Raw genomic sequence first — 24,567 nt, forward strand, 5'->3', positions numbered from 1 at the left:
TTCGCCGAACGCTACGCTCGTGCCCGTGCTGCTTTCCGATCGTGACCTCCGTGCGGAGATCGCCGCTGGCCGTCTCGGGGTCGAGCCGTTGCTGGAGAGCTTGATCCAGCCGTCGAGTATCGACGTTCGCCTGGACCGGATGTTCCGCGTCTTCGACAACACCCGCTACACCCACATCGACCCCGCGCAGCGCCAAGACGAGCTGACCAGCCTGGTCGAGCCCGCACCGGGCGAACCGTTCGTGCTGCACCCCGGCGAGTTCGTGCTCGGCTCCACGCTCGAGGTGTGCACGCTGCCGAACGATCTGGCGGGGCGGCTGGAGGGCAAGTCGAGTCTCGGTCGCTTGGGCCTGCTCACGCATTCGACGGCGGGCTTCATCGATCCCGGTTTCAGCGGCCACATCACGCTGGAATTGTCGAACGTCGCGAACCTGCCGATCACCCTGTGGCCGGGCATGAAGATCGGCCAGCTGTGCCTGCTCCGTTTGACCAGCCCCGCGGAGCACCCGTACGGCAGCGCGGTCGCCGGTTCCAAGTACCAGGGCCAGCGCGGGCCGACTCCCTCGCGTTCCTACTTGAACTTCCCGCTGCCGACCGAAGTGGTCGACGCCGCGGAATCGCGGTAGGTCGCGCACACCGCGACCCACGACCGAATCCGCCCCGCCGACTGCCAACAAAGGGGGCGGATTCGGCCGCCGATCGGCGGCGAGGACCGACGACGCATTCAGTCCCCGCCGCCCGCTCCCACCGCCAGCGCCGTCGTGATGACGGTGGACAGCGGCGGAAGCGTGTCGCCGCGGCTCGGCGGGTTCACCCAGAAGCACCCTTCCCGGGTGAAGCGTCCGAGCCCCGTCGGCAACATCACTGCACTGCCGATGGCAGGTATCCCGATATCGAGACGGTTCAGCACCTCCAGCACCTGCGCGCCGGGACGGCTGTCCGGCTCGGCAAGGAAGCTCCAACGGATCTGCCTGGCCAGCATGGGACCCCTCGTCCCCTGCTGTTCCAGTGCCGCCCTGACCTTTTCGGCCCGGACGGTCGGCAGATGAACGACGCAGACTCGGCCGCTGATGGGCAGCATCACGAAACCGCCACGCTCGGTTACCGGTAGCCCGAACTCGTGCCGGTAGAAGGCCACCCAATCCTCGACTGTCCTGAGTTTGTCCACGTTCACGGCCAACTCCTTGCCTCCTGTTACCAGGGTCGGGCCATCGACCGCGACTCGGCATCGCCCCCATGCCCGCCTTCTACTGCCAATCCGCTGCCCTTGACCGGGAGGGTCTCGCCGACCTGGGCCGCCAAAACGCGCAGCGCCCATAGCAACTGCGAATTATGTGTGGCAGTCGCCACTGTGCCCTCGTACCCTGGATGAAAGTTCGTGCGGAAGGGATGACATCGTGGTCCGGCACTGGTCAGGTAGAGAGACCCGCGCCCTTCGCGATGCCAAGCGGATGAGTATCCGGGAATTCGCGGCGCATCTGGGTGTCCACGAACGCCTGGTGTCCAAGTGGGAGGCGGGGGGCGACCGAGTCCATCCGCGCCCCGTCAACCAAGCCGCGCTCGATACATCCCTTGCCAGGTCCGACGAAGTTGTGCGGGCGCGGTTCGCGGCGCTGATCGGCGAATCGCCGGTCGATGGATCTGGCGCCGGATTCGACGTGCGTTCCGCAACGGGGGCGCGTGCGAGTTATTCGAGCGACGCGGACCTTCTTGCTCTCATAGACGCCGGTGCGATGAGAGGTGATGCGTTAGCAGCGATTTCGGAGAGGGATCTGATCATGGCGGCTGCCCACGAGGCCAGCGAACACGCAGGCCGGGCCGAGAGTACCAATGTGGGTGCGTCCACGTTGGAACAGCTGGACGCAGATGTCACGCGCATCGCGAACGAATACGTGCACATCCCGCCGGTTCCGATGATGGTGGAGATGCTGCGGGTACGGCGCCGGGTGTATCGACTGCTCGAGGGTCATCAGCGCCCGTCCGACACCAGCCACCTGTATCTGCTCGCCGGCACGCTGTCCGGGCTGCTCGCGAACGCGAGCACCGACCTCGGCTACTACGACGCCGCGGGTGAGCAGGCCAGAGCGGCATGGGCCTACGCCGAGCTATGCGGGCACAACGGGCTACGCGCCTGGACGCGCGGCATGCACGCGCTCATCGAGTATTGGTCGGAGCGTCCGCGCCGGGCCGTGCTGCTCGCCCAGAGCGGGCAGGACTTCGCCGACTCGGCGACCGCCAAGGTGCGGCTGCTCAATATCGAGGCCAGGATCTGGTCCAAGATCGGCAGCGCCGCTGACACCGACCGCTGCGTCCGCGCCGCCGACGAGGCGCGCGAGCTGGCCGCCACCGACGACCTGCACGACGAGGTCGGCGGCGTCTTCGGATTCCCCGACGCCAAGGCCCAGTACTACGCGGGCGCGACCTACATCCACCTCGGTCAGGCCGAACCCGCGCTGACCGCCACCGAGCGCGCCATCGACCTCTACTCGAACGGTCCATCGGAGAAGCGCTCCTACGGCGCAGAGGCGCTGGCGCGGGTGGACTGCGCGGCCGCGCATCTGATCAACGGCAGCCTGGACGGCGCCGCCGAGGCCCTGCACCCGGTGCTCGGACTGGCCGAGGACAAGCGCATCGCCCAGCTCGAGGAGCGGCTCACCGGAGTGCGAAGACGGATCGCCCAGCCCGCGTTCCGCGACGCCGTGGAAGCCCGTTTCCTGGACGAACGCATCGAGGAGTTCTGCGGGTCGACCGCGGCCAAGGGCATCCCGCCCGGTAATTCCGCACCTTGACGCGGTTCGATATGCGTACCTCCGCCTTCGCTGCGGCCATGCGCGGCTAGCGACGGACTCCGTCGGCAGCGCCTGATATGCCCTTGCAGGGGGATGGCACCATGGGAAGGTGAGCCCGCATCATCTCCCCCACCATCCGCCGCGCGTTCTGGAGCAGTCCACGAAGCTGCAGAACGTCGTCTACGAGATCCGTGGACCGGTACACGCGCACGCGGCACGGCTGGAGGCGGAGGGCCACCGCATCCTCAAGCTGAACATCGGCAACCCGGCGCCGTTCGGTTTCGAGGCGCCCGATGTGATCATGCGCGACATCATCGCCGCGCTGCCCTACGCCCAGGGTTACTCGGAGTCCAAGGGCATCCTGTCGGCCCGGCGCGCCATCGTGACCCGCTACGAGCTGGTGCCCGGCTTCCCCGAACTGGACGTGGACGACGTCTACCTGGGCAACGGCGTCTCCGAGCTGATCACCATCACCATGCAGGCGCTGCTGGACAACGGCGACGAGGTGCTGATCCCGGCGCCGGACTATCCGCTGTGGACGGCGATGACGAGCCTGGCGGGCGGCACTCCGGTGCATTACCTGTGCGATGAGTCCAACGGCTGGCAGCCCGACGTCGCCGACATCGAGTCGAAGATCACCGACAAGACCAAGGCGCTGCTGGTGATCAATCCGAACAACCCGACCGGCGCGGTGTACTCGACCGAGGTGCTCCAGCAACTGGTCGACCTGGCGCGCAAGCATCAGCTGCTGCTGCTCGCCGACGAGATCTACGACAAGATCCTCTACGACGACGCCAAGCACATCTCGCTGGCCAGCCTCGCGCCCGACCTGCTGTGCCTGACCTTCAACGGCCTTTCCAAGGCCTACCGGGTCGCCGGATACCGCTCGGGTTGGCTGGCCATCACCGGTCCGAAAGATCACGCCGCGGGCTTCCTGGAGGGCATCGACCTGCTCGCCTCCTCCCGGCTGTGCCCGAATGTGCCCGCGCAGCACGCGATTCAGGTCGCGCTCGGCGGACATCAGAGCATCGAGGACCTGATCCTGCCCGGCGGGCGGTTGCTCGAACAGCGCGATGTCGCGTGGGAGCGGCTGAACATGATCCCGGGTGTGTCGTGCGTCAAGCCGAAGGGCGCGCTCTACGCGTTCCCGCGGCTGGATCCGAATGTGTACGACATCTACGACGATTCGAAGCTGGTGCTCGATCTGTTGCTCCAGGAGAAGATCTTGATGGTGCAGGGCACCGGCTTCAATTGGCCGAACCACGATCATCTGCGGATCGTCACGTTGCCGTGGGCGCGCGACCTCGCGGTCGCGATCGAGCGATTTGGCAACTTCCTGGCGAGCTACCGACAGTGACCTGCGTCGCGGGCCCCTAAGGCCCAATCGCCCCGCTTCTGGGCCGGAAACATACCGAATGTATGGATAGAAGCGAGTTTTGAAGACCCGCTAGCGCAAAAGAGCAACTTTTGTGTACAGTGGCTCTTGGCACTTCGAGTGCCCGGTCGGGTTGCCTACCCCCCCTGGGCAACCTGGCCTCGGGTTCGGCCGCCTACCCCCCTGGGCCGCCGGCCCTGCGGGCGGCGGAGACATCCCCCTGCTCTCCGCCGCCTGCCCCGCAATAAGTCCCGCCTCGCAGTCCCGCCTCTCCGCGTTTCAGGCCAGATTCAGGTGCGTGGTGATTCGCGTTGGCGGCTGGCGGTAGGTAGGTGGTCGAGTTAGCCCGTTCCCGGTGAGTTACCCGGGTCTTGCGAGATCAGTTGTTGCGTGTCGTTGTTTGGTGGTGCTTGGCGACTGCTCTTGAAAACGACATCCTTTAAGCTCGGCACCGCGCAGTTGCCTCGGAACAGCCAGCCCTTGCCGTCCGGCACGAGCTTCCGGGGTCACGACGGATAGACAGGAACCCGGTGACCGACCACCATCATCACCACCACCACGATCACTCCGGCCCGATCGCGATCGGCGACACCGCCGCGCGCGTTGTGGTCGGGCTGCTCACCGTCATCGGCGTGCTCACCGTCATCGCCACGATCTGGCTGTGGCCCAGCCGTCAGCACGTCGAGATTCCGCTGCCGATGCAGAACGCGGGCGGCGGCGCCGTGGTGACCGAGGCGGGCACGGTCATCGCGCAGGACGTCGGGCCGTGCGGCAGTCCGTCCATCGGCAAGGTGTTCGCCGACAAGCCCGAGCCCCCGCGCACCAACGCCTACACCTGCCAGCGCAGCCTGATCACCATCGACTCCGGTCCGCACGAGGGCAACAAGACGCTGCTCGAAATCGCGCCGGGCCCTGGGCAACCCGATCTGCGCGCCGGTGACGAGATCCGGCTGGTCCGGCAGACCGATCCGAACGGCACGCCGCTCTACTCCTTCGAGGACTATTCGCGCGGGCTGCCGCTCACGCTGATCGCTCTCGCCTTCGTGGTGGTGATCATCGTGGTGGCGCGCTGGCGCGGCCTGCGCGCGCTGATCGGTCTGGGATTCGCGTTCGCGGTGCTGGTGATGTTCCTGCTGCCCGCGCTGCTGGACGGCAAGCCCGCGGTTCCGGTCGCGTTGACGGCCGGGTCGCTGATTCTCTACGCCGTGCTGTATCTCGCGCACGGCGTCAACCTGCGTACCAGTTCCGCGCTGCTGGGCACGCTGTCGGCGATGCTGCTCGCGGCGGGGCTGTCCTGGCTGGTGATCGAGATGACCAGTCTCACCGGTCTGTCCGAGGAACAGAACACCAACGTCGCCACCTATATCGAGCACGTCAGCATCACCGGCCTGCTGCTCGCGGGCTTCATCATCGGCTCGCTCGGTGTGCTCAACGACGTCACCATCACCCAGGCCTCGGCCGCCTTCGAGCTGGCCGCATTGGACGAATCCGCCTCGCGCCGCGAGGTTTTCGCGGCCGCCATGCGGGTCGGCCGTGACCACATCGCCAGCACCGTCTACACCCTCGTGCTCGCCTACGCCGGTGGTGCGCTGCCGCTGCTGCTGCTGTTCAGCGTGGCGGGCCGCTCGATCCGCGACGTGCTCGCAGGCGACGCGGTCGCCATCGAGATCGCGCGATCCTCGGTCGGTGGCATCGCGCTGGCCCTTTCGGTGCCGCTGACCACCGGCATCGCGGCACTGCTCGCGCGGCCGTTCGGCCACAAGAAGGTGGCAGCGCCCGCGCCTCGGCACGGGCGGCATTCGCGGGTGTGAGGGGGACGATGCGCGCGTGTTCGGTGACGCGCATCGCTCGGAACGGCGTGCAAACCCCCGTTCAGCGCGCCACGGAGGGTTCAGCGCTGCTGTGGCGGGGGCGGGGGGAAGGGGAAGACCTCGGGTGGGATGGTCGGCACCACGATCGGCGGGAGGCCGGGGACGACGAAGGTGTTCGGTCCCTGGGTCGGCGGTGCGGTCGTGGTCGTCTGGCGGCGCGGGGGCGGTGCGGCGAGCGATTCCTCGGTCTCCGTCGTGGTGGCCGGTGCGACCGCGATCTGCGGATCGAGGGTGGTGGTGCGCGGCACGCCGCTCGGCGAGACCGACGTGGACCCCTCGCTGCTCTGCGAATCCCGTTCCAGCACTTGGGGTCCGTAGCCCAGGCCCAGTCCGATCGCGGCGACGACGGCCAACGCGCTGACGGTCAGCACGGCGCCGTTCAGTTCGCGCTTCTCGCGGCGGCGCGGGTTGGCGGCGAGCCAGTCGTCGGCGAGACCGTCGATATCGTCGATGTCGTCCGGCTGCGGCTTGCCTTTCGGGCGCTTCGGGCGGCGCTTGGGCGGCGCGGACAGCCAGGCCGGTGAGAGATCCTCGTCGTGGTAGCCGCCCACGGGCGCCTGGTTCGGGGCGGGGCTGGGCTGACCGACCGGAGCCGCGGGGCGGACCGGTCGCGCGAGCAGCGCCGCGCCGCGGGCGACCACCGTCTCCGGGCTCTCCGGCACGATGACCGGCACGCCCATCCACCGCTCGAGCACCTTGCCGATCAGCGGAATCCTGGCGCAACCGCCGATCGCGAGCACACCGTGCACCGGACGATCGGAGCGCACGATCACATCCCGCGTCATCCGTGCCGACGACTCGATGGCCAGCATGATCAGCGATTCGAAGTTCTCCTGCGCGAGCAGCACCAGTCCCTGCTCGCTGGGCAACGCGACCGCGGTATTGCTGGACAGCTGTTCCTTGGCCTCCCGGCACAGCGCGTCCAGCGCGGCGAGCCCCGCCGGGTCCTGCGGATGCGCGATGCGGCCCGAGGCGATCTGCTGTTCGCGGATCAGCGAATCCAGGTAGTCGCCGCTGATGTCGCTGGTGCGCTCGCTGTGCCTGACCTCCCTGGTCTGGGTGTCGACCACGCTCACCGAGAGTCCGGTGCTGCCGAGGTCGTAGACCACCAGCGAGGAGATGCCACGGATATCGCCGGTGGCTTGGGCGAATTCGAGCGCGGCGAAGACCTCGGGAACCAGCTCGTAGTTCGTGATCTGCTGGCGCGCCATGGCGGCGCGGACCGCCCTGGCCTGCTGTTCGCTGCGATAGGCGAACGCGGTCGCGCCGATCTGGTGGGTGGCCAGCGTGACGCCGACCGCCTCGGCGGCGAGTTCTTCCGCGTGATGGTGGGTCACCGTGATGGTCTGCAAGTCGAACGCGTCGGGAGTGACGTGGCCGGGGGGATTACCGGCGTGTGGTCGCGCCATACGGACAGCGCCGGCCCCCACCGAAACTCCCAATACCGAACTCATCAACTGCCCATCTCGTTTCACGCTTCACGACAAAGCGAGTTCGCGTCGCCAAGGACGCGACCCGCTCCCGGGACCCTACCGGCGGCGCTCAGTCGCACACGAGGCAGGCAGGATCGGGGGATCCGGCGCGGCCTCGCCAGGCAACTCTACGGTGTGCCGAGTCCGGCGTACACCCATCCCGCCTCTCTCCAGGTGGCACGATTGAGACAGTTGCGACCGTCGATGATCGACTTACCGCGCACCACCCGATCGAGATCTCGCGGACGCAGCGCCGTGAACTCGTCCCACTCGGTGAGCACGAGGACCACGTCGGCGCGGTCGCACGCCTCGGCCACCGAGGTCGCGTAGTTCAGGGTGGGGAAGACCCGGCGCGAATTCTCCAGCGCCTTCGGGTCGTACACGGTCACCACCGCGCCGTGCAGCTGGATCATGCCCGCGACGTTCAGCGCGGGGGAGTCGCGCACGTCGTCGGATTCCGGTTTGAATGCCGCGCCGAGCACCGCGACGTTCGCGCCGAGCAGCGAACCGCCGCAGGCCTTCGCGGCCATGTCCACCACTTTGGTGCGACGGCGCATGTTGATGTTGTCGACCTCACGCAGGAACGCGACGGCGTGGTCCGCGCCGAGTTCGCCGGAGCGCGCCATGAAGGCCCGGATGTCCTTGGGCAGACAGCCGCCGCCGAAACCCAAGCCCGCGTTGAGGAATCGGCGACCGATACGCGCGTCGTAGCCGAGCGCGTCGGCGAGCACGGTGACGTCGGCGCCGGTCGCCTCGCATACTTCCGAGACCGCGTTGATGAACGAGATCTTCGTCGCCAGAAAGGCGTTCGCGGAGACCTTCACCAATTCCGCGGTGGCCAGATCGGTCAGCAGGAAGGGGACCTCGGCCGCGATGAGATCGGCGTAGATCTCGCGCACCAGGTCCTCGACCCAGGCGGCGTTGTCCCTGGCGTGGTCGACGCCGAGCACCAGGCGGTCGGGGCGCAGCGTGTCCTGCACGGCGAAACCCTCACGCAGGAACTCCGGATTCCACGCCACTTCGACGTCGGTGCTCGCGAGATCCCGAGCGCGCGCGCCGAGCGCGGCCGCGGTGCCAACCGGAACGGTCGACTTGCCGATCAGCACCGAGGGCCGCTCCAGCATCGGCGCGAGCGTATCCACCACGGCGTGCACGTATTTCAGGTCGGCGGCGTACTCGCCTTTCTTCTGCGGCGTGCCGACGCCGAGGAAATGCACGTCGGCGTGCGCGGCAGCCTCCGGATAGGACGTGGTGAACCTGAGCCTGCCCGCGTCGAGATTCCGGCGCAGCACCTCCTCGAGGCCGGGCTCGTAGAACGGCACCACGCCGTCGGACAGCTTCGCCACCTTGCCCGGATCGACGTCCACCCCGATCACGTCGTGCCCGAGCTCGGCCATGCAGGCGGCGTGCGTGGCCCCCAGGTACCCGGTTCCGAAGACTGTGCATCGCATGATCGATTGGTAAGCCCCCACGATGGCCGCGCCACGTCAGCGAGGCAAGGGTCTCGGCAACAGCAGATGTACAGGTGGAAACAGCTCCTGCTCGGCGGCGGTGACCTGCGGTGATGTGGTGCCGATACGATCGGGGGCGTGCGACGACGTTCGGTGACCCGTGCCGTGATCGGTCTCGTCGCCGTGCTCGTCGTCGCTGTCGTCGCGCTCTGGCCGGTCTATGTCCGGCCGCGCACCGACCCGCCCGCGGCGGCCGACGCGATCCTGGTGCTCGGCGGCGCGCACGACGGCCGCGAGCAGCTCGGCCTGCGCCTGGCCGCGGCGGGTTACGCGCCGCGGGTGCTGTTCTCCGACCCCTACGAGTACAGCGCGCGGATGAACCGCATCTGTCACGGCGGTTACCGCTTCGACGTCATCTGCTTCGACCCGTCCCCGCGCACCACCCGCGGCGAGGGACGCGAGCTCGCTCGCCGGGCGCGCGCCGAAGGATGGCGCCGCGTCATCGTCGTCACCTTCACCCCGCACATCTCCCGCGCCCGGTTCGTTCTCGAAAAGTGTTGGGACGGTGAACTTCTCTTCGTCGATCCGGAACCGGATCTCTCGGTGTTCCGGTGGGCGTACGACTACGTCTACCAGTCGGCGGGGTATGCGAAGGCCGTCTTCGAGGACTGCTGATCGTTCGGCCGGTGTCCGTTGGCCGATCTTCCGGCACTTGTTGGTGACACCCACAACTGTTATCGTTGGGCGCTCCCACGTTGGACGAACCAACAAAATTGTCGAAAGGGCCGTTCGATGAACAAGCTCCGCCGCGCACTTCCGATCCTCGCGTTGCCGTTGGCGCTGCTGGCCACCGCATGTTCGACCGGCGCCACCGCGACCGAGGACGACTCCACCCGGCGTCAGCTGCGAGAACTGCTGGACCGCAACAAGATCCATGCCCTGGTCGACCGTCTCGCGGCCGCGCTCGGCGAAGGGCGATTCGACACTTTCGACAAGATCTACACCGCCGACGTGTACGCCAAGTCTCCCGGCGGTGAGGTGCGAGGACGTGACGCCGTGATCGCGCTGATCAGCCGGAACCATTCGAACGAACACCGGCAGCCGCACTACATCAGCAACGTGCAGATCGACCTGGCGGGCGATCGCGCGGCGGTCCGGGCGAACGCGGTCCTCGCCATCGTTCCGGTATCCACCGCGGACGGCAAGTTCGCACCGGAACCCCTGTTCACGTCGGGCGGGGCCTACCGCTTCGACGCCGTCCGAACCCCCGAAGGCTGGCGATTCGCGCGCGTCGAAACCGCGCCCGTCTGGGCTATGGGCACGCTGCCGTCCTGATCGGCCCGACTCTGCCTCGTTTCTTCCCTCGGTAACGCGACCGAGTCGATCTTCGATCAGGTCCGCGAGACGAGCGTCAGGGGAGGGTATGGGATACCACCGGAACGGTTTACGGGTCGCGTTGGCGGCGTTGGTGAGTGCCGCGGTGATCGGGGGTGGGGTGGCCTGGGCCGAGCCGGTGAGCAGTCCGGGGGTGGTGGCGACCTCGGTACGGTCGGCGGATGGGTCGTACATCGAGAAGGTGGAGGTGCAGGACGGCCGGAATGTGCGGCTGCTGGTGCACTCCGCGGCGATGAACAAGACCTATCCGGTGGATGTGCTTCGGCCCGAGGATGTTTCGGAGCCCAGGCCGGTGCTGTATCTGCTCAACGGCGCGGGTGGCGGTATCGATCTCGCGACCTGGAAGCGCAACACCGACGCGCTGGAGTTCTTGGCGGACAAGAACATCAACGTCGTGCAGATCATCGGCGGACCGTTCAGCTTCTACACCGACTGGGTGCGCGAGGACCCGGTGCTCGGTGTGAACAAATGGCAGACATTCGTCAACGAGGAACTGCCGCCGCTGGTGGACGCGGCGCTCGGTAGCAATGGCGTCAACGCCATCGCGGGGCTTTCGATGGCGGGCACGTCGGTGCTGAACATGGCCATCGCCAAGCCGGGCCATTTCCGCAGCGTGGCCGTCTACAGCGGCATCGCCCAGACCAGCGACCCCATCGGTCAGCGCATGGTGCGCGCGACGGTCGAGATCTGGGGCGGTGGCGACACCCGCAACATGTGGGGCGCCGTCGACGACCCGCTCTGGGCGGCCAACGATCCGATCCTGAACGCCGAGAAACTGCGCGGCACAAATATTTTCGCCTCCACCGGCAACGGCATCCCCGGTATCTACGACCAGCCGGGCGGAGAGTTCCGCCTCGAACCGCCGGAGGAAACCCCGAAGACCGTCGCCATCGGCGGCGTCATCGAGGCGGGCGTCAACTGGTCCACCCGCAACCTGAACAACCGCCTCAACCAACTCGGCATCCCCGCCACCTTCGTCTACCGCGACACCGGCACCCACTCCTGGGGTTACTGGCAGGACGACCTCAAGTCCTCCTGGCCGGTCCTCGCCAAGGGCCTCTACAGCGCGCCGTAGGTCCGCGCCGTCGACATCCTCCGGGTCCTTGTGCGGGCGGCGGGACCAAAGACCGGGTCTTGTCTCTAAACTGCGGGCAGGGTGCTTCAGTTTGATTTCCCGGTGGTGGGCGTCCTACATTGGGGTCATGTTGGCCGGTGGCCAATAGTGGTGCACCGTGGCATACCCCGCCGGGAGGACAGATGGATTACGACTGGTCAGCGGCCGATCTGGCCTTTCGGGACGAGGTGCGGGGATTTCTCGACGCGAAGCTGACGCCGGAGTTGCGGCGGGCCGGGCGGCTGGCGACGAGCGTCTATCCGGACCACGAGGCCAGCATGGAGTGGCAGCACATTCTGCACGAACGGGGGTGGGCGGCGCCGCACTGGCCGGTGGAGCACGGCGGATGCGACTGGAGCCTGACCCAGCACTACATCTTCAGCCGGGAATCGACACTCGCCGGCGCGCCGACGCTGTCGCCGATGGGCATCAGAATGGTCGCGCCCGCCATCATCGCGTTCGGCACGCCCGAACAGAAGGCCTTCTACCTGCCGCGCATCCTCACCGGCGAGATCTTCTTCTGCCAGGGCTACTCCGAACCGGAAGCGGGCTCGGACCTGGCCTCGCTCAGCATGGCGGCGATCGACGACGGCGACGATTTCATCTGCACCGGAAGCAAGATCTGGACCACGCACGCCACCGAGGCCAACTGGATCTTCTGCCTGGTGCGTACCTCGCGCACGGGCAAGAAACAACAGGGCATCACCTTCCTGCTCATCGACATGAACACCCCGGGCATCGAGATCCGGCCGCTGGTCATGACCTCCGGCGAGCAGGTGCAGAACCAGGTGTTCTTCGACAACGTCCGGGTGCCCAAGAGCAACGTGCTCGGTCGCATCGACGACGGCTGGACCGTGGCGAAGTACCTGCTCGTGCACGAGCGCGGCGGCGCGGCGGCGCCGATGTTGCAGGTCATGGGTCAGGAGCTGGCCGAGGCGGCGGCGCGACAGCCCGGGCCGGACGGTACTCCGCTCATCGACGATCCCGGCTTCGCTCTGCGTTTGGCCGACGCCAGGATTCGCACCGACGTGCTGGAAGTGCTGGAATATCGGACGATTTCGGCGATGGCGCAGGGCAAGGACCCGGGCCCGGCCTCGTCGATGCTGAAAATCCTCGCGACCGAGTTGAGTCAGCAGCTGACCGAACTCGCGCTGGACGCCGCGGGCACGGTCGGACGCGTCTACCAGCCGCATGCCACCGCGCCGGGCGGGCCGATCGCCGAATTCACGCCGCCCGCGGACGGTTACCACAGCGGCGACGACTGGCAGGCCGTCGCGCCGCTGCGCTACTTCAACGACCGCGCCGGATCGATCTACGCCGGTAGCAACGAGATTCAGCGAAACATCCTCGCCAAAGCAGCATTGGGGCTCTGATGGACTTCACGCTCACCGAGGAGCAGCAACTGCTGCGCGACGCGGTCGCCGGATTCCTCGGCGTCCGCTACGACCTGGAGAAGAGCAGGGCCGCAGCGAAATCCGCGCAGGGCTGGCAGCCCGCCATCTGGCGCGGATTCGCCGAGGAGCTCGGGATTCTCGGCGCGACACTGCCCGAGCGGGTCGACGGAATGGGCGGTGGCGCCGCCGAATTGATGGTCATCGCCGAGGAATTGGGGCGCGCGCTGGTCGTCGAGCCGTTCGTCGACACCGTGGTGGTCGGCGCCGGTCTGCTGGAGCGATCGGGCGGCGCGCGGGCGGACGAAGTGCTGCGCGGGATCGTCGCGGGCGATGTTCGGACGGCGTTCGCGTCGCTGGAGCCGACTTCCGGTCCGACGCTGCACGACGTCGGCACCGTCGCGCGCCGGGACGGTGACTCGTGGGTGCTCGACGGAGCCAAATGCGTGGTGACCAGCGCGCCGCTCGCGACCCATCTGCTCGTCACCGCGCGCACCGCCGGTGAGCGGCGCGATCGAGCCGGAATCTCCTTGTTCCTCACCGAATTCGACGCGGCGAATCCGCCCGCCGGAGTCGAGGTGCACTCCTATCGCACCATCGACGACCGGGTCGGATCCGACCTCACCTTCACCGGATTCCGGCTCCCCGCCGACGCGCTGCTTGGCGCCGAAGGCGCGGCATGGGACGCGATCGAACCGACCGTGGACGTCGCGATCGCCGCGATCTGCGCCGAAGCCGTCGGCTGTCTGCGCAGAGTGCTGGCCGACACCGTCGAATACGCCAAGCAGCGCCAGCAATTCGGCGTGCCGATCGGCAGCTTCCAGGCCCTGCAACACCGCATGGTCGACATGTACATGGAACTGGAGCAGGCCATCGCCGCCGCTCACCTCGCCGCCCACGCCCTCTCGGCCGCCCCGGCCGACCGCGCCCGCGCCCTCTCCGCCGCCAAGGTCACCATCGGCCGCGCCGCCCGCTTCATCGGCCAGAACGCCGTCCAGCTCCACGGCGCCATGGGCATGACCGAAGAGCTCGCCATCGGCCACTACTTCAAACGCCTCACCGCCCTGGAACGCGAATTCGGCACCACCGACCACCACCGCGCCCGCTATGCGCGGTTGACCAGGCCCTCTGCGCTATCCGAGTGACATCAGAACTAGTTCTGACATACTTGTCGCATGGGTGCGACAGCTACATGGTCGGAGTTCCTACGTGACCCGAATCGGGTCATCGAGGCGATGGAGGAGAACGGGGATGTAACCCTCGTTCGTCGATCTGCACCGCCCGTACGGCTGTCGGATGCGGCCGAGGCCGCCGCGACCGAAGAGACGCTCGGCGCGCTGACCCAACTGCTCGCCCTGGCGATGGACGACGAGCTGCTGGAGCGGCTCGTCGACCGGCTCACCATCGCGTTCCCGTGGATCGAGTTGTTGCCCGCGGACCAGCGGCCGGAGTTCGTCGCGGACTTCCTGAACAACGCCCGCGGCGGCCTTTCGGTCGGCCGCCTCTCGGGGCTCACCGCGACGCTCGCCGCATGGCGCGACACCGCAGCCGCCTACGCGGACCCCCGCATCCGCGTCGACGCCTCCGACCTCGACTACCTGGACGAACCGGTCCCGGTACCGAACCCCGAGGGCGACGAGTGAGCAAGCGACGGGACGTCACGAGGCCGCTCAAACGCACGGAATACGAGATCGTCTTCATCACCAGCGAAGCGCAGAAAGGCTGGACCGACTGCCTCGCCGCGGCGCGCAACGCGATGGTCGACGCCTGGGACCTGCTGACCCGCGAACCCGAGGTCCGGTCGGCGAGGTTGTACCCGCTGAAGGGCGAGCTGCGCTACGGGAGCTACCAGGGCCAAACCTTCGAGCGCTACCAGTACAAATTCAGCGACGGCGGACGACTCTGGTACTTCGTCGAACATGCGCCGGAAGGCAGCCGAACCGCGGGCCGCGTCCTGCTCGAACGCTGCCTCCCCGGGCATCCCAAGGAGACGGAGTAGGGCGGAGGTCGCGATCGTCAGCCGCACCCGAAAGCACTCGGCCCGGGTTCTGATCGAACCCGGGCCGAGTGCTGTGTTCAGTTGGGGGCCGTGTCAGTTCTTGCGGCCCGGGGCCTTCGCGCCCGACTTGAAGCCGAGGCCGCCTGGCTTGGCGGTCGGGGGTGCGACGGCGCCGTTGCCGGAAGTGCCGTTGGTGGGCTGTTCCGGTGCGGGCTGCGGGGCTTCGGCTTCCGCGGCCGGGGCCGGTTCGGCAGCAGCCGGTTCGGCGGGGGCCGGGGTCGCGGCGGTGCCCGGGGCCTTGGGACCGGGGCGCTTGAAGCCGGACTTCATGGCGAGGCCCTTGGCCGGGACGGTCGGCTTGGTCTCGGTGGGAGCCGAAGCCGAAGCCGGTTCCGCGGCCGGGGTTTCCGCAGCGGGTTCCGCGGCGGCCGGAGCCTCGGCCTTGGCGCCGGGCGCCTTCGCGGCACCCTTCATCGCCAGACCCTTACCGCCGGGCGCCTTGGCCGCACCCTTCATACCCAGACCCTTGACGGGCGGGGCGGCGGGCGCTTCCGCGGCGGGAGCTTCGGCGGCTTCCGCAGCCGGAGCCGCGGCCTTCGCACCCGGCGCCTTGGCGGCACCCTTCATACCCAGGCCCTTGCCCGGCGCCTTGGCCGGACCCTTCATGGCCAAGCCCTTGACGGGCGCGGCAGGAGCGGTCGAAGCCTCGGCAGCCGGAGCCTCGGCGGCCGGAGCCGCGGCCTTCGCACCCGGCGCCTTGGCGGCACCCTTCATGCCCAGGCCCTTGCCGGGCGCCTTGGCCGGACCCTTCATGGCAAGACCCTTGGCGGGCGCGGCTGCTTCCGCGGCCGGAGCCGCTTCGGCCTTGGCACTGGGCGCCTTGGCCGCGCCCTTCATACCCAGACCACCGGGTGCCTTGGCCGGGCCCTTCATGGCCAGGCCACCACCGGTCGGCGCCGCCTTGGCGGCAGCCGGGGTCTCGGTCGCCACGGCGACGGGCTCCGGTTCCGGCTCGGGCTCCGGTTCGGCCTTGGGCTCCTGGATGACGGTCAGGTTCTCGGTCAGCGTGGCCGGCTCGACGCGCTCGATGGCGTCCAGCATCAGCTGGGCCACGTCGACGACCTCGACGCCCTCGCCTTCGCCCTTCTCCTGACGCGCGGTGACACCGTCGTTGAGCATCACGCGGCAGAAGGGGCAACCGGTCGCGATCTTCCCCGGCGCGGAGCCGTTGGACGCCGCCAGGGTCGACAGGCCCTCGTCGACGCGGTCGATGTTGATGCGCTTGCCGAGCTGCTCTTCCATCCACATGCGCGCGCCACCGGCGCCACAGCACATGGAGCGCTCGCCGTGCCGCGGCATCTCCACCAGGGTGGAGCCGGAGGCTTCCATCAGCTCACGCGGCGCGTTGTAGACCTTGTTGTGCCGACCCAGGTAGCAGGGATCGTGGTAGGTCACGTTCTGCGTCACCGAGGCGACCGGGATCAGCTTCTTCTGGCGCACGAGGCGGTTCAGCAGCTGGGTGTGGTGCACGACCTCGTAGGTGCCGCCGACCTGCGGGTACTCGTTGTTGAGCGCGTTGAAGCAGTGCGCACAGGTGACGACGACCTTGCGCTTCTTGTCGGCGACGCCGTCGAAGACCTCGTTGAGGGTCTCGATGTTCTGCTGGGCGAGCTGCTGGAACAGGAACTCGTTACCCGCGCGACGAGCCGAGTCACCGGTGCAGGTCTCCCCGTCACCGAGCACCATGAACTTCACGCCCGCGGTGGCGAGCAGTTCGGCGACGGCCTTGGTGGTCTTCTTGGCGCGGTCCTCGTAAGCACCGGCGCAACCGACCCAGAACAGGTACTCGTAACCGTCGAAGCTGTCGGCATCCTTGCCGTAGACCGGGATCTGGAAGTCGAGCTCGTTGATCCAGTTCAGGCGGTCCTTGGCGTTCTGGCCCCAGGGGTTGCCCTTGTTCTCCAGGTTCTTGAACAGACCCGCCAGCTCGGAGGGGAACTCCGACTCGATGAGCACCTGGTAGCGGCGCATGTCGATGATGTGGTCGACGTGCTCGATGTCCACCGGGCACTGCTCGACGCACGCGCCACAGGTGGTGCAGCTCCACAGCACCTCGGGGTCGATGATGCCGTTGACGTCCTCGCCGCCGACCAACGGACGCTCGGCCTCGGCCTTGGCCGCCTCCGAGATCTTGGCCAGCGCGGCCTCGTTCGGCTTGCCCTCGGCGTCGACCAGGCCGACCTCGTCGCCGCCCATGTCCTTGCGGCCACCGGCCAGCAGGTACGGCGCCTTGGCGTAGGTGTGGTCGCGCAGCGACATGATCAGCAGCTTGGGCGAGAGCGGCTTACCGGTGTTCCACGCGGGGCACTGCGACTGGCAACGACCGCACTCGGTGCAGGTGGTGAAGTCGAGAATGCCCTTCCAGGAGAAGTCCTCGATCCGGCCCGCGCCGAGGGTGTCGTTGTCCGGGTCGACGTTCTCCATGTCGAGCGCCTTGCCGTTGGACATCATCGGCTTGGCCGCGCCGAGGGCGACGCCGCCGTCGTCCTCACGCTTGAAGTAGATGTTCGGGAAGGCCGAGAAGCGGTGCCAGGCCACGCCCCACGTGACATTACGGCCGACCAGGTAGAGGAAGGCCATACCCGACATCAGCTTGATGAACGCGAAGATCGACACCAGGGTCGGGCTCGCGGGCAGCAGCTTGGCGACCTGCATGGTGAAGAAGTCGGTCGCGGCGTTGGAGTGGTGGTAGGTCGCGATCTTGCCGGCCTTCACGAAGATCATGCCGAGGCCCTCGAGAAGGACGATCGCCTCGATGACGTATGCCGGTGCGAACTTCGAGCCGCTGAAGCGGGACAGGCGCTCGGGCAGGCGCGGGTGGTTCAGCTGCCGGATGACGATCAGCGTGCCGATGCCGACCACGGTGCCGATGCCGAGGATCTCGTCCCAGAGGTGGTAGATCGCCGTGTCGCCGATGATGGGCCAGTGGAACGCCGGGTCGAAGGTCTGACCGTATGCCTCGAACCACAGCATCGCGCCGCCGATGAAGCCGATCATGACGAGCCAGTGCGCCCAGCCGACGGTGCGGAACTTGTTCATCCGCGTATGCGCGAGGAACTCGACGAGCATCTGCTTGAAGCGCGGGAAGAACGGCCGCCACCGATCCGGTGCGCCCTGTCCGACCATGATGGTGCGAGCGATGTTCCTGACGCCGCCGAAGAACGACGCCCAGCACAGCAGACTGAGCGCCGCCCCAATCGTGCCCAGCGTCACTGTCAGGGCATTCATGTCGCGACCTTTCTTTGAGGCAACACGAGCGTTCTGGTGCGGCAGGCCTGCCACACCGGTTGGCTCGTATCGTAACCGCCAGTAAGTTACCCACCGGTAACTTCTGGTCTCTATCGTACGATCGGCATTTGAGGCCTAGCCCTGCTTACTGGGGCTTGACCTGAAATTTACCTGTGATCAATCTCACATAGAATCTTTGTGCTTCGCTGTGCGATCGGCCGGTAACCACCGTAAACGCCGAGCAAGTCGTCGTATTTGGTAAGGACAGGCTTACTCGGCGGATTTTGTTATCGATCTCGCTTCTGGGCGTTCGTTCGATTACGCTCACGTCGTTCTGTTTGCTACGCCTGTCTTCACACCGCTCGGGGAGAATCCGAAGGGGCCGACCGCCTTTCGGGTTGAATGAGCGCTCTCGCGTGTGTAGGCGCGGGCGCGCGAACAACAACAACCTTGATGGATTGGAAACTGCATTGAATCTCCGCAGAACCACCGCGGCTGCCGCGCTGGTCGTCGGCGCGATGACCATCGGTATGGGGACTGCTCACGCCGAACCCGCCGCGCCCGCCCCGGCCGAGGGCATCAACTACTCGGTCAAGCTTGTGGACAAGACGGTTGTCACGACGCTCAAGGGGGGGACCTTCGAGCTCGCCAAGTCGTCTGAGGATGTCAAGGAAAACGACATCTATCTGATCAAGGACGGCGCGGGCAACACCGTGCTCGAGCTGCCGCTCGGCTTCAAGGTCGCTGACATCGCGGTGCCGGTGAAGCCGGAGGTCAAGAACGACGGCGCGGTGCTCGAGCTGACGCCGGACCAGAACGCGATCCCGGCCGACAAGAAGGCGGACGCGAAGGTCAACTCGGTGGGCTTGGCCCTCAAGCCGGTCGCCTCCCCGATGGAAAACCAGCGGGCGCAGAACGAGTTCGCTAGCCAGTTCGGTATCGCGACGGCTGTCGGCGGCTTTCTCGGCACCGCTATCGGTGTCGTTGCCGGAGGTGTGATCGGCACGGCGGTCGGCCTCGTCGAGTGCCTCACAATTATCGGCTGCATCGCGGCGATTCCGACGATCGCCGCCTTCGCCGGTATCGGAGGCATCCTGGGCACCATCGCGCTCGGTGGTCCGGCTCTGGCGCTCGCGGGTATGGACCTGATCAACACCTTGCAGGCTCCGGAAGGCACCACCAAGTGGGCCGACAAGCCGAAGGCTGGTCAGCCCGCGAACTGATCCGGCTCTGAACGGACGACCGGCCCGTTCCCTTCGGGGAGCGGGCCGGTTTTCGTTTTCGCGCAGTAGGTCTACCCGGTGCCCGGTGCCCGGCGCCGAACGCCCAGTGCCGCGGGCGTTCGGCGTCGAGCGGTTCAGCGCGGCAGTTCCATCGAGCCGTGGAAGGTAACCGCCCCCAGTCGAGCCCCCATCTCACCGTAGGACCGCTCCGCCATCTCGAACGTGCCGTTCTCCCGCACCAGCAGCACCGTGCTGGCCCTGGTGCCGTGCACACGGTGAGCGATGAACCGAGCCGACAGCGCCCGCTCCATCTCCAGCGGCACGCCCGTGTGCGGCAATTCGTCGTCGGGCACCTCGTTGCGATCGGAGAGGACGTCGAAATACCGGTCCACCGCACCGGGATCGGATTCCACCACCTTGCGCAGCTCGGTCAGGCCTTCCCGCACCTTGGGCCAGATCCGCTGCGGCGCTTCCAGTTCGGCGCCGGGCGCCGGCCCCGCCGACGTGACGAAAGTGCCGTTGGACAGCCCGTGGAACCCCGGTGCGAGCGGTTGCGGAGGATTCGCGCTGCGGTTCGAATGCCACCACAGCGCGGCGAGGTCCGAGACGACGAGGTTGTAGCCGTTGTAGTCGTCGGGCGCCGCGGCGACCTCGCGAACATACTTTTCCGGACTGGGGAATTCGCCGGAAGGATGCCGGTCGTCGCCGCCGCGCAGAAAATCCATCAACAGCGCGCCGCGTGAACGAGCGCCGATCCGTTCGTCATTCGGATTTCGGACGTTGGTCACCGCGGCGAAGCGATTGTGCGCGCCCGCCACGCTCGCGCCGAGCCAGGTGCCGGGCGGATCGCCCTCGGCCCTGCCGACCGCGCCCGTGTCCCGCCCCGCGAGCAGTCCGGGGACCTCCGGCCACCACCGCATGGATTCGGTAGGCCTGAGGTAGAACTCGTCCCGGTTGGCGGCCACGATCAACCGGTAGTCCGGGTGTGCGCGCCAGCCGATCAACACCAAACACATTGGTCCAGAATGCCGGAACACCCGCCGCTCGGTCACCGGAAAGGGCAGCGGAACGGCGCCGGAGACAGCGAAAAGCCGCCGACGCGGACGTCGACGGCCTTTCGCGGACCCGAAGGTCAGTTGGTGCGGATGCGCAGCCCCGGGTTGTCCGAGAGGACCACGCTGACCGGCTGCGCGAACAGCTGCGGCGTGTTGCCGGTGAGCGCGCCGATCAGGTTGGGGATCTCGCAGATCGGGTAGTCGGCCACCGACGAGGCGCTGGAGATGCCGAGCGCGAGACGTCCGGTGACGATCGGGCCGCCGCTGTCGCCGGGCAGGGCGCAGATGTTGGCCGAGAAGCTCTGCGTCAGTTCACGATCGCCGACCTGCACGGTCTGGTCGACGGCGTTGACGATGCCGCAGCTGAATCCGGTGCGCGAACCCGATTTGCAGACCGGGGCGCCGACCACCGGGGTGGCCACACCGTCGATCGCGACCGGCGCGGCGCCGGGAACCCGCACGCTGTTGTTGCTGAAGCGGTCGGTGAAGGCGTCGTTGATCCGGATGATCGAGTAGTCCTGGTTGCCCAGCACCGACTTCTGGAACACGCCGAGCTGTGCGCCGCGCTGCTCCCGGGGCAGCAGCTCGTGCACGGCCGAGGCGTTGTCGAGATCGGGGTTGCAGTGGCCCGCGGAGATGTTCACGACGTTGCCCGCGCGATCGGTGCCGTTGAAACCGAACGAGCAGCGCAGCTGGCTCCCACCGCCCACCGACGCGTATCCGTCGCCGCCCGCGAGCGCGGCCCGGCTGTCGCCCTCGGCGATCGCGGTGCCCTGCGGCAGCTGCTCGGCCGCAACGGGCGGCGCGATCACGATGACCCGCGCCGGGTCGACGAAGCTGGGCATCGGCAGACCCGCCTGGTCCACCCGCACCGCGATGCTGTTGTTGACGGTGTCGATCACGACGCCGCGCACCAGGGCGGCGACCGCCTCGGGCTGGCCCTCCAGCCACCGCTCGAACGCGCTCTTCTCGCCGCGCAGCGCGGCCTCGCTCTTGGCGACGTTGCGGACCTCGAACCCGGCCGACGCGGCGGCGTTGCGCGCTTCCTCCGCGCCCGGCCCCTGCGCGATCGCGACGACGGCCTTGCCCGCGTCGTCGAGCCAAGCGCCACCGAAGACCTCCGGGTACTGGCGCTGCGCCGACGTGGCGAAGGCCGCGACCTGCTGGCCGAGCTCGGCGCGGCGCAGGTACTCCTCGGGGGAGATCTTCAGATCACGGGTGACCGCGGCGATGAGATCCGCGGGCAGGCCCGGGGCGGGTTCCGCATTCGCCACTGCCGCCGTCGGCCCGAACAGCAAGATCGCCGCCGAAGCGGCGATCACTGATTTCCGGAACCTGGTCTGTCGCGCAGCGGATCGGAACTGACCTATACGTGGCAGGAGCATGACCAGACTATATGGGGTCCGGGCCGGTATTCCCACCCGACCGGGACCCCATTTTTGCCCGAATCGGACTTATCGGCTATCCGGCGTTCGGTCGGGTCCGTACCTGGATGCCGCTGCCGATCCCGCCGCCCGCCGTCGCGTCGATGTCGGCGAGGATCGCGCGGATGGGAATGCCCAGCGTGGCGGTGCCGCCGTAGGGCGCGAGCGCGACGTTCGCCTCGTTGCAGTCCGGGGCGTCGGCGGCGTTGGAGCCGCTGGTGATGCCGAGCGCGAGGGTGCCGGAGACGATCGCGCCGCCGCTGTCGCCGCCGAGGGTGCACGCGGAGCTGGCGAAGCCGCGGATCGTCTTGGACTCGCCCTCCGCGGTGTAGAGCTGCGTCTCGACCCGGTCCGCGACCACGAAACCGCAAGTGAACGTGGACGACTGGCCCGACTTGCACACCGGGGCGCCGGTGATCGGGTCGGCGGTGCCGGTGATCGCCAGGGTGGTGCCGTTGGCGCCGCGCACCGAGGGCTGGTCCATGCCCGCACGGACGGCGCGGTCGTTCAGCTTGATCACCGAGTAGTCCAGCGCGTTCTCGCCGCCGAGCGTGGCGCTCACGAAGGTGCCGAGCTCGGGGCTGTTCGGGAGGTCCTTCAGATTGGGCAGGTAGACACCGGCCTCCTGGTTCGCCTTGCCGAGGTTCGGGTCGCAGTGGCCCGCGCTGATGTTGAGCGCGTTGCCTTCCGCGTCCACGCTGTTGAAGCCGAAGGAGCAGACGTCGACGTTGCGCAGCGAGGAATCGTGCAGCGAGCTGGGCGCGCTGATGTAGGTGTCGCCACCCATCGGCCTGCGCTCGACCGGGCCGCCGCTGCCGGGGGAGAGGATGACCTTGATGTTGGCGATCAGGGTCGGCAGGTTCAGCACGTGACCGGCGGGGGTGTTCGCGACGCTGAGCACGAGCTGGCTGTTCAGGAAGTCGATGGCCACCGAGTTGATCGCCTCGGACAGCTCGCGCGGCAGGGCGGTGATCCACTGGTTGAGCTGCATCAGCGAGCTTTCCAGGCTGTCCGCGGAGATCGGGGCGAGCCGGGTCTGGTAGCCGTCGGCCGCGGCGATGCTCGCGGCGTCCGGCGAGGTCACCGCGACGACGGCCTTGCCGTCGGCGGCCATCCACGCGCCCGCGAAGGAATCGGGGCGCTCGGAACGGAAGTCGCGGGCGTATTCCCTGAGCTGCTGGGCGCGCGCCGCGCGATCGAGGTACTCGGTGGGCGTCATCTTCAGATCGCGCGCGATCGCCTCGACCAGCTCCGCGGGCAGGGCGTCGGCGCTGAGCTGTGGCGGTGCGGGTTCCGCCGTCGCCGTGCCGGACAAGGGGGCCAGGAGAACGGTCGCCGCTGCTCCGAGAGAGGCTGCTTTGACCGCGGCGCGACGCGCCACCAACTTGCGCATGAAGTCCCTTCGTCGGCACGGAAGTGCCAGCTAAATCCGTGGGCCGTCGGCGGCGAACCCGTTGGCGCACAGTCCTCGTCCAGCGACACCGATTCGGCCGAGAAACGTCGGACGAACCGGTCAGCGCTTCACTCTAGGGCACAAACCGCTTCCGTTCGCTATTAAACGACTGCGAATCAGCGGGGGCGATTGTTTCCGGGCGGCTGCCACTGCGGAGTCCACCATTCGTACGGGTTCTCGGAGTCGTACGGGTACCACGGGTTGGTGGGACGCGTGGTCGTCCGGCGCGAGGGCGCGGTGGTGGTCGGCGGCGCGGTGGCGCTCGGCGTGGTGGTCGACTCGGTGGTGGTCGGGGGCGGCGGCGCGGGCTCGGTGGTCGGCTCCGGTTCTACGGTCTCGGTGACGACCACCGGCGGCTCGGCGACCGGCGGCGCGGTGATCGGCGCGGGCGGTGGCGGCGGGAGGGCGGTGCTCGAGGTGCCGGACTGCGCGTCGCGCACCTGCGGAACGGCGGGCGATTCGTCGCCGCGGAACAGTACGGCGACGCCGAGGCCGCCGAGCGTCAGGCCGATGAACGCGGCGACCGCGATCAGCAGGGTGACGCGACGACGATCGCCGGATTCGGCAGGCGCCGCGGGTTTTTCGACCGGCGTCGCCTCGGTGAGCAGCTCGGTGGGCAGCGGCGTCGCGGGCATGGCCGCCGAGTACGCCTGCGCGGTGGGTTCGGGCACGGGCACCGCGGGGATCACGTCGGTCACCACGGTCGAGTTCTCGGCGGCGCTCGGATCCGGCGGCGTCGCGCCCGCGGGGGTGGCGAGCACCGAGGCCAGCGCGGCGCGTGCGGCGTCGTAGGCGAACGACTTGCCGGGTTCGGCGGTGTCGACCGCGGGCAGATCGGCCTCGCTGACCAGCACCACCGACTTCAGGCCCAGATAGTCCAGCGCCTCGCGCAGCGATTGCACCTGCTGGGCCGGCCAGGCGCCGGGGTGGGTGGCGTAGAACTCGGCCGCGCCGCTGAGGTGCTCGGTGGTCAGGTTGATCAGGCAGAACAGGGCGGTGGCGACCAGGTCTTCGGCGCGATAAGCCTCGCCGTCGTCGACGGAGATACCGGCGGGATTGCCTACCGCGCCGACGAAATCGGTGATGGAGTGCGAGTGGTCCGACGGCGCCTCGCCGCCGAGCACGGTGTCGCCGTCGTCGGACATGTGCAGCACCGACTCCCGGACGACGTAGTGCAGGTCGCCGGAGTCGGTGACGATCGCGGCGGTGCAGTCCTCATCGGCGATCCGCAGGCCCACCCCTGTGGCCATCACATTCCTCGTTTCGAC

At 68.1% G+C, this 24,567-nt stretch carries 20 protein-coding genes; 12 read left to right on the forward strand and 8 right to left on the reverse strand.

Annotated features, from left to right (window positions below; all coding sequences use genetic code 11):
• Positions 1 to 25 precede the first annotated feature (25 nt).
• A complete protein-coding gene (gene dcd / locus FB390_RS07485; RefSeq protein WP_141808290.1) occupies positions 26 to 625 on the forward strand; it encodes a dCTP deaminase in 600 nt (199 codons plus the stop codon).
• Positions 626 to 723: 98 nt separating this feature from the next.
• Here the strand turns inward: dcd and FB390_RS07490 are convergent, their stop codons facing one another.
• Positions 724 to 1,173 carry a hypothetical protein gene (locus FB390_RS07490; protein ID WP_141808291.1) on the reverse strand — a complete coding sequence of 150 codons (450 nt, stop codon included), beginning with the start codon at positions 1,171 to 1,173 and terminating at the stop codon, positions 724 to 726.
• A gap of 277 nt (positions 1,174 to 1,450) precedes the next feature.
• Between FB390_RS07490 and FB390_RS07495 the strand changes: the two genes are divergently transcribed.
• From FB390_RS07495 to FB390_RS07505, 3 genes are all read left to right on the forward strand, one after another.
• Positions 1,451 to 2,788 carry an NsdA family TPR-like regulatory protein gene (locus tag FB390_RS07495; protein WP_141808292.1) on the forward strand — a complete coding sequence of 446 codons (1,338 nt, stop codon included), beginning with the start codon at positions 1,451 to 1,453 and terminating at the stop codon, positions 2,786 to 2,788.
• A 109-nt stretch (positions 2,789 to 2,897) separates the two neighbouring features.
• Complete coding sequence (locus FB390_RS07500) at positions 2,898 to 4,145, forward strand: pyridoxal phosphate-dependent aminotransferase (protein ID WP_141808293.1); 1,248 nt, start codon at positions 2,898 to 2,900, stop codon at positions 4,143 to 4,145.
• 548 nt (positions 4,146 to 4,693) lie between these two features.
• Positions 4,694 to 5,974 (forward strand): YibE/F family protein, encoded by a 1,281-nt coding sequence (locus tag FB390_RS07505; protein WP_141808294.1) that lies wholly within the window; start codon positions 4,694 to 4,696, stop codon positions 5,972 to 5,974.
• A gap of 80 nt (positions 5,975 to 6,054) precedes the next feature.
• Here FB390_RS07505 and FB390_RS07510 read toward each other — a convergent pair whose 3' ends face one another.
• Both FB390_RS07510 and FB390_RS07515 read right to left on the reverse strand, forming a co-directional pair.
• The gene (locus tag FB390_RS07510) at positions 6,055 to 7,488 is read right to left on the reverse strand and encodes a DUF7159 family protein (RefSeq protein ID WP_484213830.1); all 1,434 of its coding nucleotides are present in this window, start codon (positions 7,486 to 7,488) and stop codon (positions 6,055 to 6,057) included.
• Between the two features lie 146 nt (positions 7,489 to 7,634).
• Positions 7,635 to 8,957 (reverse strand): UDP-glucose dehydrogenase family protein, encoded by a 1,323-nt coding sequence (locus FB390_RS07515; RefSeq protein ID WP_141808296.1) that lies wholly within the window; start codon positions 8,955 to 8,957, stop codon positions 7,635 to 7,637.
• A 138-nt stretch (positions 8,958 to 9,095) separates the two neighbouring features.
• Between FB390_RS07515 and FB390_RS07520 the strand changes: the two genes are divergently transcribed.
• The 7 genes from FB390_RS07520 (at position 9,096) to FB390_RS07550 (ending at position 14,856) form a co-directional block, all read left to right on the forward strand.
• On the forward strand, positions 9,096 to 9,632 hold the full coding sequence (locus FB390_RS07520) for a YdcF family protein (RefSeq protein WP_141808297.1): 537 nt from the start codon (positions 9,096 to 9,098) through the stop codon (positions 9,630 to 9,632).
• Positions 9,633 to 9,749: 117 nt separating this feature from the next.
• Complete coding sequence (locus FB390_RS07525) at positions 9,750 to 10,292, forward strand: nuclear transport factor 2 family protein (RefSeq protein ID WP_141808298.1); 543 nt, start codon at positions 9,750 to 9,752, stop codon at positions 10,290 to 10,292.
• A gap of 88 nt (positions 10,293 to 10,380) precedes the next feature.
• A complete protein-coding gene (locus FB390_RS07530; protein WP_141808299.1) occupies positions 10,381 to 11,427 on the forward strand; it encodes an alpha/beta hydrolase in 1,047 nt (348 codons plus the stop codon).
• A 182-nt stretch (positions 11,428 to 11,609) separates the two neighbouring features.
• Positions 11,610 to 12,839: an acyl-CoA dehydrogenase family protein gene (locus tag FB390_RS07535; protein WP_141808300.1), complete on the forward strand. Its 1,230-nt coding sequence runs from the start codon at positions 11,610 to 11,612 to the stop codon at positions 12,837 to 12,839.
• Positions 12,839 to 14,002 (forward strand): acyl-CoA dehydrogenase family protein, encoded by a 1,164-nt coding sequence (locus FB390_RS07540; protein WP_141808301.1) that lies wholly within the window; start codon positions 12,839 to 12,841, stop codon positions 14,000 to 14,002. The genes FB390_RS07535 and FB390_RS07540 overlap by 1 nt, the downstream gene beginning before the upstream one ends.
• A gap of 30 nt (positions 14,003 to 14,032) precedes the next feature.
• Positions 14,033 to 14,500, forward strand: a complete 468-nt coding sequence (locus FB390_RS07545) for a hypothetical protein (protein WP_141808302.1) — start codon at positions 14,033 to 14,035, stop codon at positions 14,498 to 14,500.
• Entirely contained in the window at positions 14,497 to 14,856 is a 360-nt protein-coding gene (locus FB390_RS07550) for a hypothetical protein (protein WP_141808303.1), read from the forward strand. Before FB390_RS07545 ends, FB390_RS07550 begins: the two co-directional genes overlap by 4 nt.
• Before the next feature lie 93 nt (positions 14,857 to 14,949).
• Here FB390_RS07550 and FB390_RS07555 read toward each other — a convergent pair whose 3' ends face one another.
• A complete protein-coding gene (locus FB390_RS07555) occupies positions 14,950 to 18,144 on the reverse strand; it encodes a (Fe-S)-binding protein (protein ID WP_141808304.1) in 3,195 nt (1,064 codons plus the stop codon).
• 458 nt (positions 18,145 to 18,602) lie between these two features.
• Here FB390_RS07555 and FB390_RS07560 point away from each other — a divergent pair, with 458 nt between their 5' ends.
• The gene (locus FB390_RS07560) at positions 18,603 to 19,367 is read left to right on the forward strand and encodes a DUF8020 domain-containing protein (RefSeq protein ID WP_342780397.1); all 765 of its coding nucleotides are present in this window, start codon (positions 18,603 to 18,605) and stop codon (positions 19,365 to 19,367) included.
• Between the two features lie 134 nt (positions 19,368 to 19,501).
• Here the strand turns inward: FB390_RS07560 and FB390_RS07565 are convergent, their stop codons facing one another.
• The 4 genes from FB390_RS07565 to FB390_RS07580 form a co-directional block, all read right to left on the reverse strand.
• Positions 19,502 to 20,383, reverse strand: coding sequence for an NRDE family protein (locus tag FB390_RS07565; RefSeq protein ID WP_141808305.1), 882 nt, complete (start codon positions 20,381 to 20,383; stop codon positions 19,502 to 19,504).
• A 116-nt stretch (positions 20,384 to 20,499) separates the two neighbouring features.
• Positions 20,500 to 21,744 (reverse strand): S1 family peptidase, encoded by a 1,245-nt coding sequence (locus tag FB390_RS07570; protein WP_246123904.1) that lies wholly within the window; start codon positions 21,742 to 21,744, stop codon positions 20,500 to 20,502.
• A gap of 139 nt (positions 21,745 to 21,883) precedes the next feature.
• The gene (locus FB390_RS07575; RefSeq protein ID WP_141808307.1) at positions 21,884 to 23,239 is read right to left on the reverse strand and encodes a S1 family peptidase; all 1,356 of its coding nucleotides are present in this window, start codon (positions 23,237 to 23,239) and stop codon (positions 21,884 to 21,886) included.
• A gap of 176 nt (positions 23,240 to 23,415) precedes the next feature.
• Positions 23,416 to 24,549: a hypothetical protein gene (locus tag FB390_RS07580; RefSeq protein ID WP_141808308.1), complete on the reverse strand. Its 1,134-nt coding sequence runs from the start codon at positions 24,547 to 24,549 to the stop codon at positions 23,416 to 23,418.
• Between the last annotated feature and the right edge of the window lie 18 nt (positions 24,550 to 24,567).

It is taken from the genome of Nocardia bhagyanarayanae (assembly GCF_006716565.1).
Lineage (GTDB): Bacteria > Actinomycetota > Actinomycetes > Mycobacteriales > Mycobacteriaceae > Nocardia > Nocardia bhagyanarayanae.

Bases quoted from the DNA above. Each gene is read 5' to 3' on its own strand.
- FB390_RS07495 (WP_141808292.1), top strand. From the start codon at position 1,451: ATGAGTATCCGGGAATTCGCGGCGCATCTGGGTGTCCACGAACGCCTG.
- FB390_RS07510 (WP_484213830.1), bottom strand. From the start codon at position 7,488: ATGAGTTCGGTATTGGGAGTTTCGGTGGGGGCCGGCGCTGTCCGTATG.
- FB390_RS07515 (WP_141808296.1), bottom strand. From the start codon at position 8,957: ATGCGATGCACAGTCTTCGGAACCGGGTACCTGGGGGCCACGCACGCC.
- FB390_RS07525 (WP_141808298.1), top strand. From the start codon at position 9,750: ATGAACAAGCTCCGCCGCGCACTTCCGATCCTCGCGTTGCCGTTGGCG.
- FB390_RS07530 (WP_141808299.1), top strand. From the start codon at position 10,381: ATGGGATACCACCGGAACGGTTTACGGGTCGCGTTGGCGGCGTTGGTG.
- FB390_RS07535 (WP_141808300.1), top strand. From the start codon at position 11,610: ATGGATTACGACTGGTCAGCGGCCGATCTGGCCTTTCGGGACGAGGTG.
- FB390_RS07540 (WP_141808301.1), top strand. From the start codon at position 12,839: ATGGACTTCACGCTCACCGAGGAGCAGCAACTGCTGCGCGACGCGGTC.
- FB390_RS07545 (WP_141808302.1), top strand. From the start codon at position 14,033: ATGGGTGCGACAGCTACATGGTCGGAGTTCCTACGTGACCCGAATCGG.
- FB390_RS07555 (WP_141808304.1), bottom strand. From the start codon at position 18,144: ATGAATGCCCTGACAGTGACGCTGGGCACGATTGGGGCGGCGCTCAGT.
- FB390_RS07565 (WP_141808305.1), bottom strand. From the start codon at position 20,383: ATGTGTTTGGTGTTGATCGGCTGGCGCGCACACCCGGACTACCGGTTG.
- FB390_RS07575 (WP_141808307.1), bottom strand. From the start codon at position 23,239: ATGCGCAAGTTGGTGGCGCGTCGCGCCGCGGTCAAAGCAGCCTCTCTC.
- FB390_RS07580 (WP_141808308.1), bottom strand. From the start codon at position 24,549: ATGGCCACAGGGGTGGGCCTGCGGATCGCCGATGAGGACTGCACCGCC.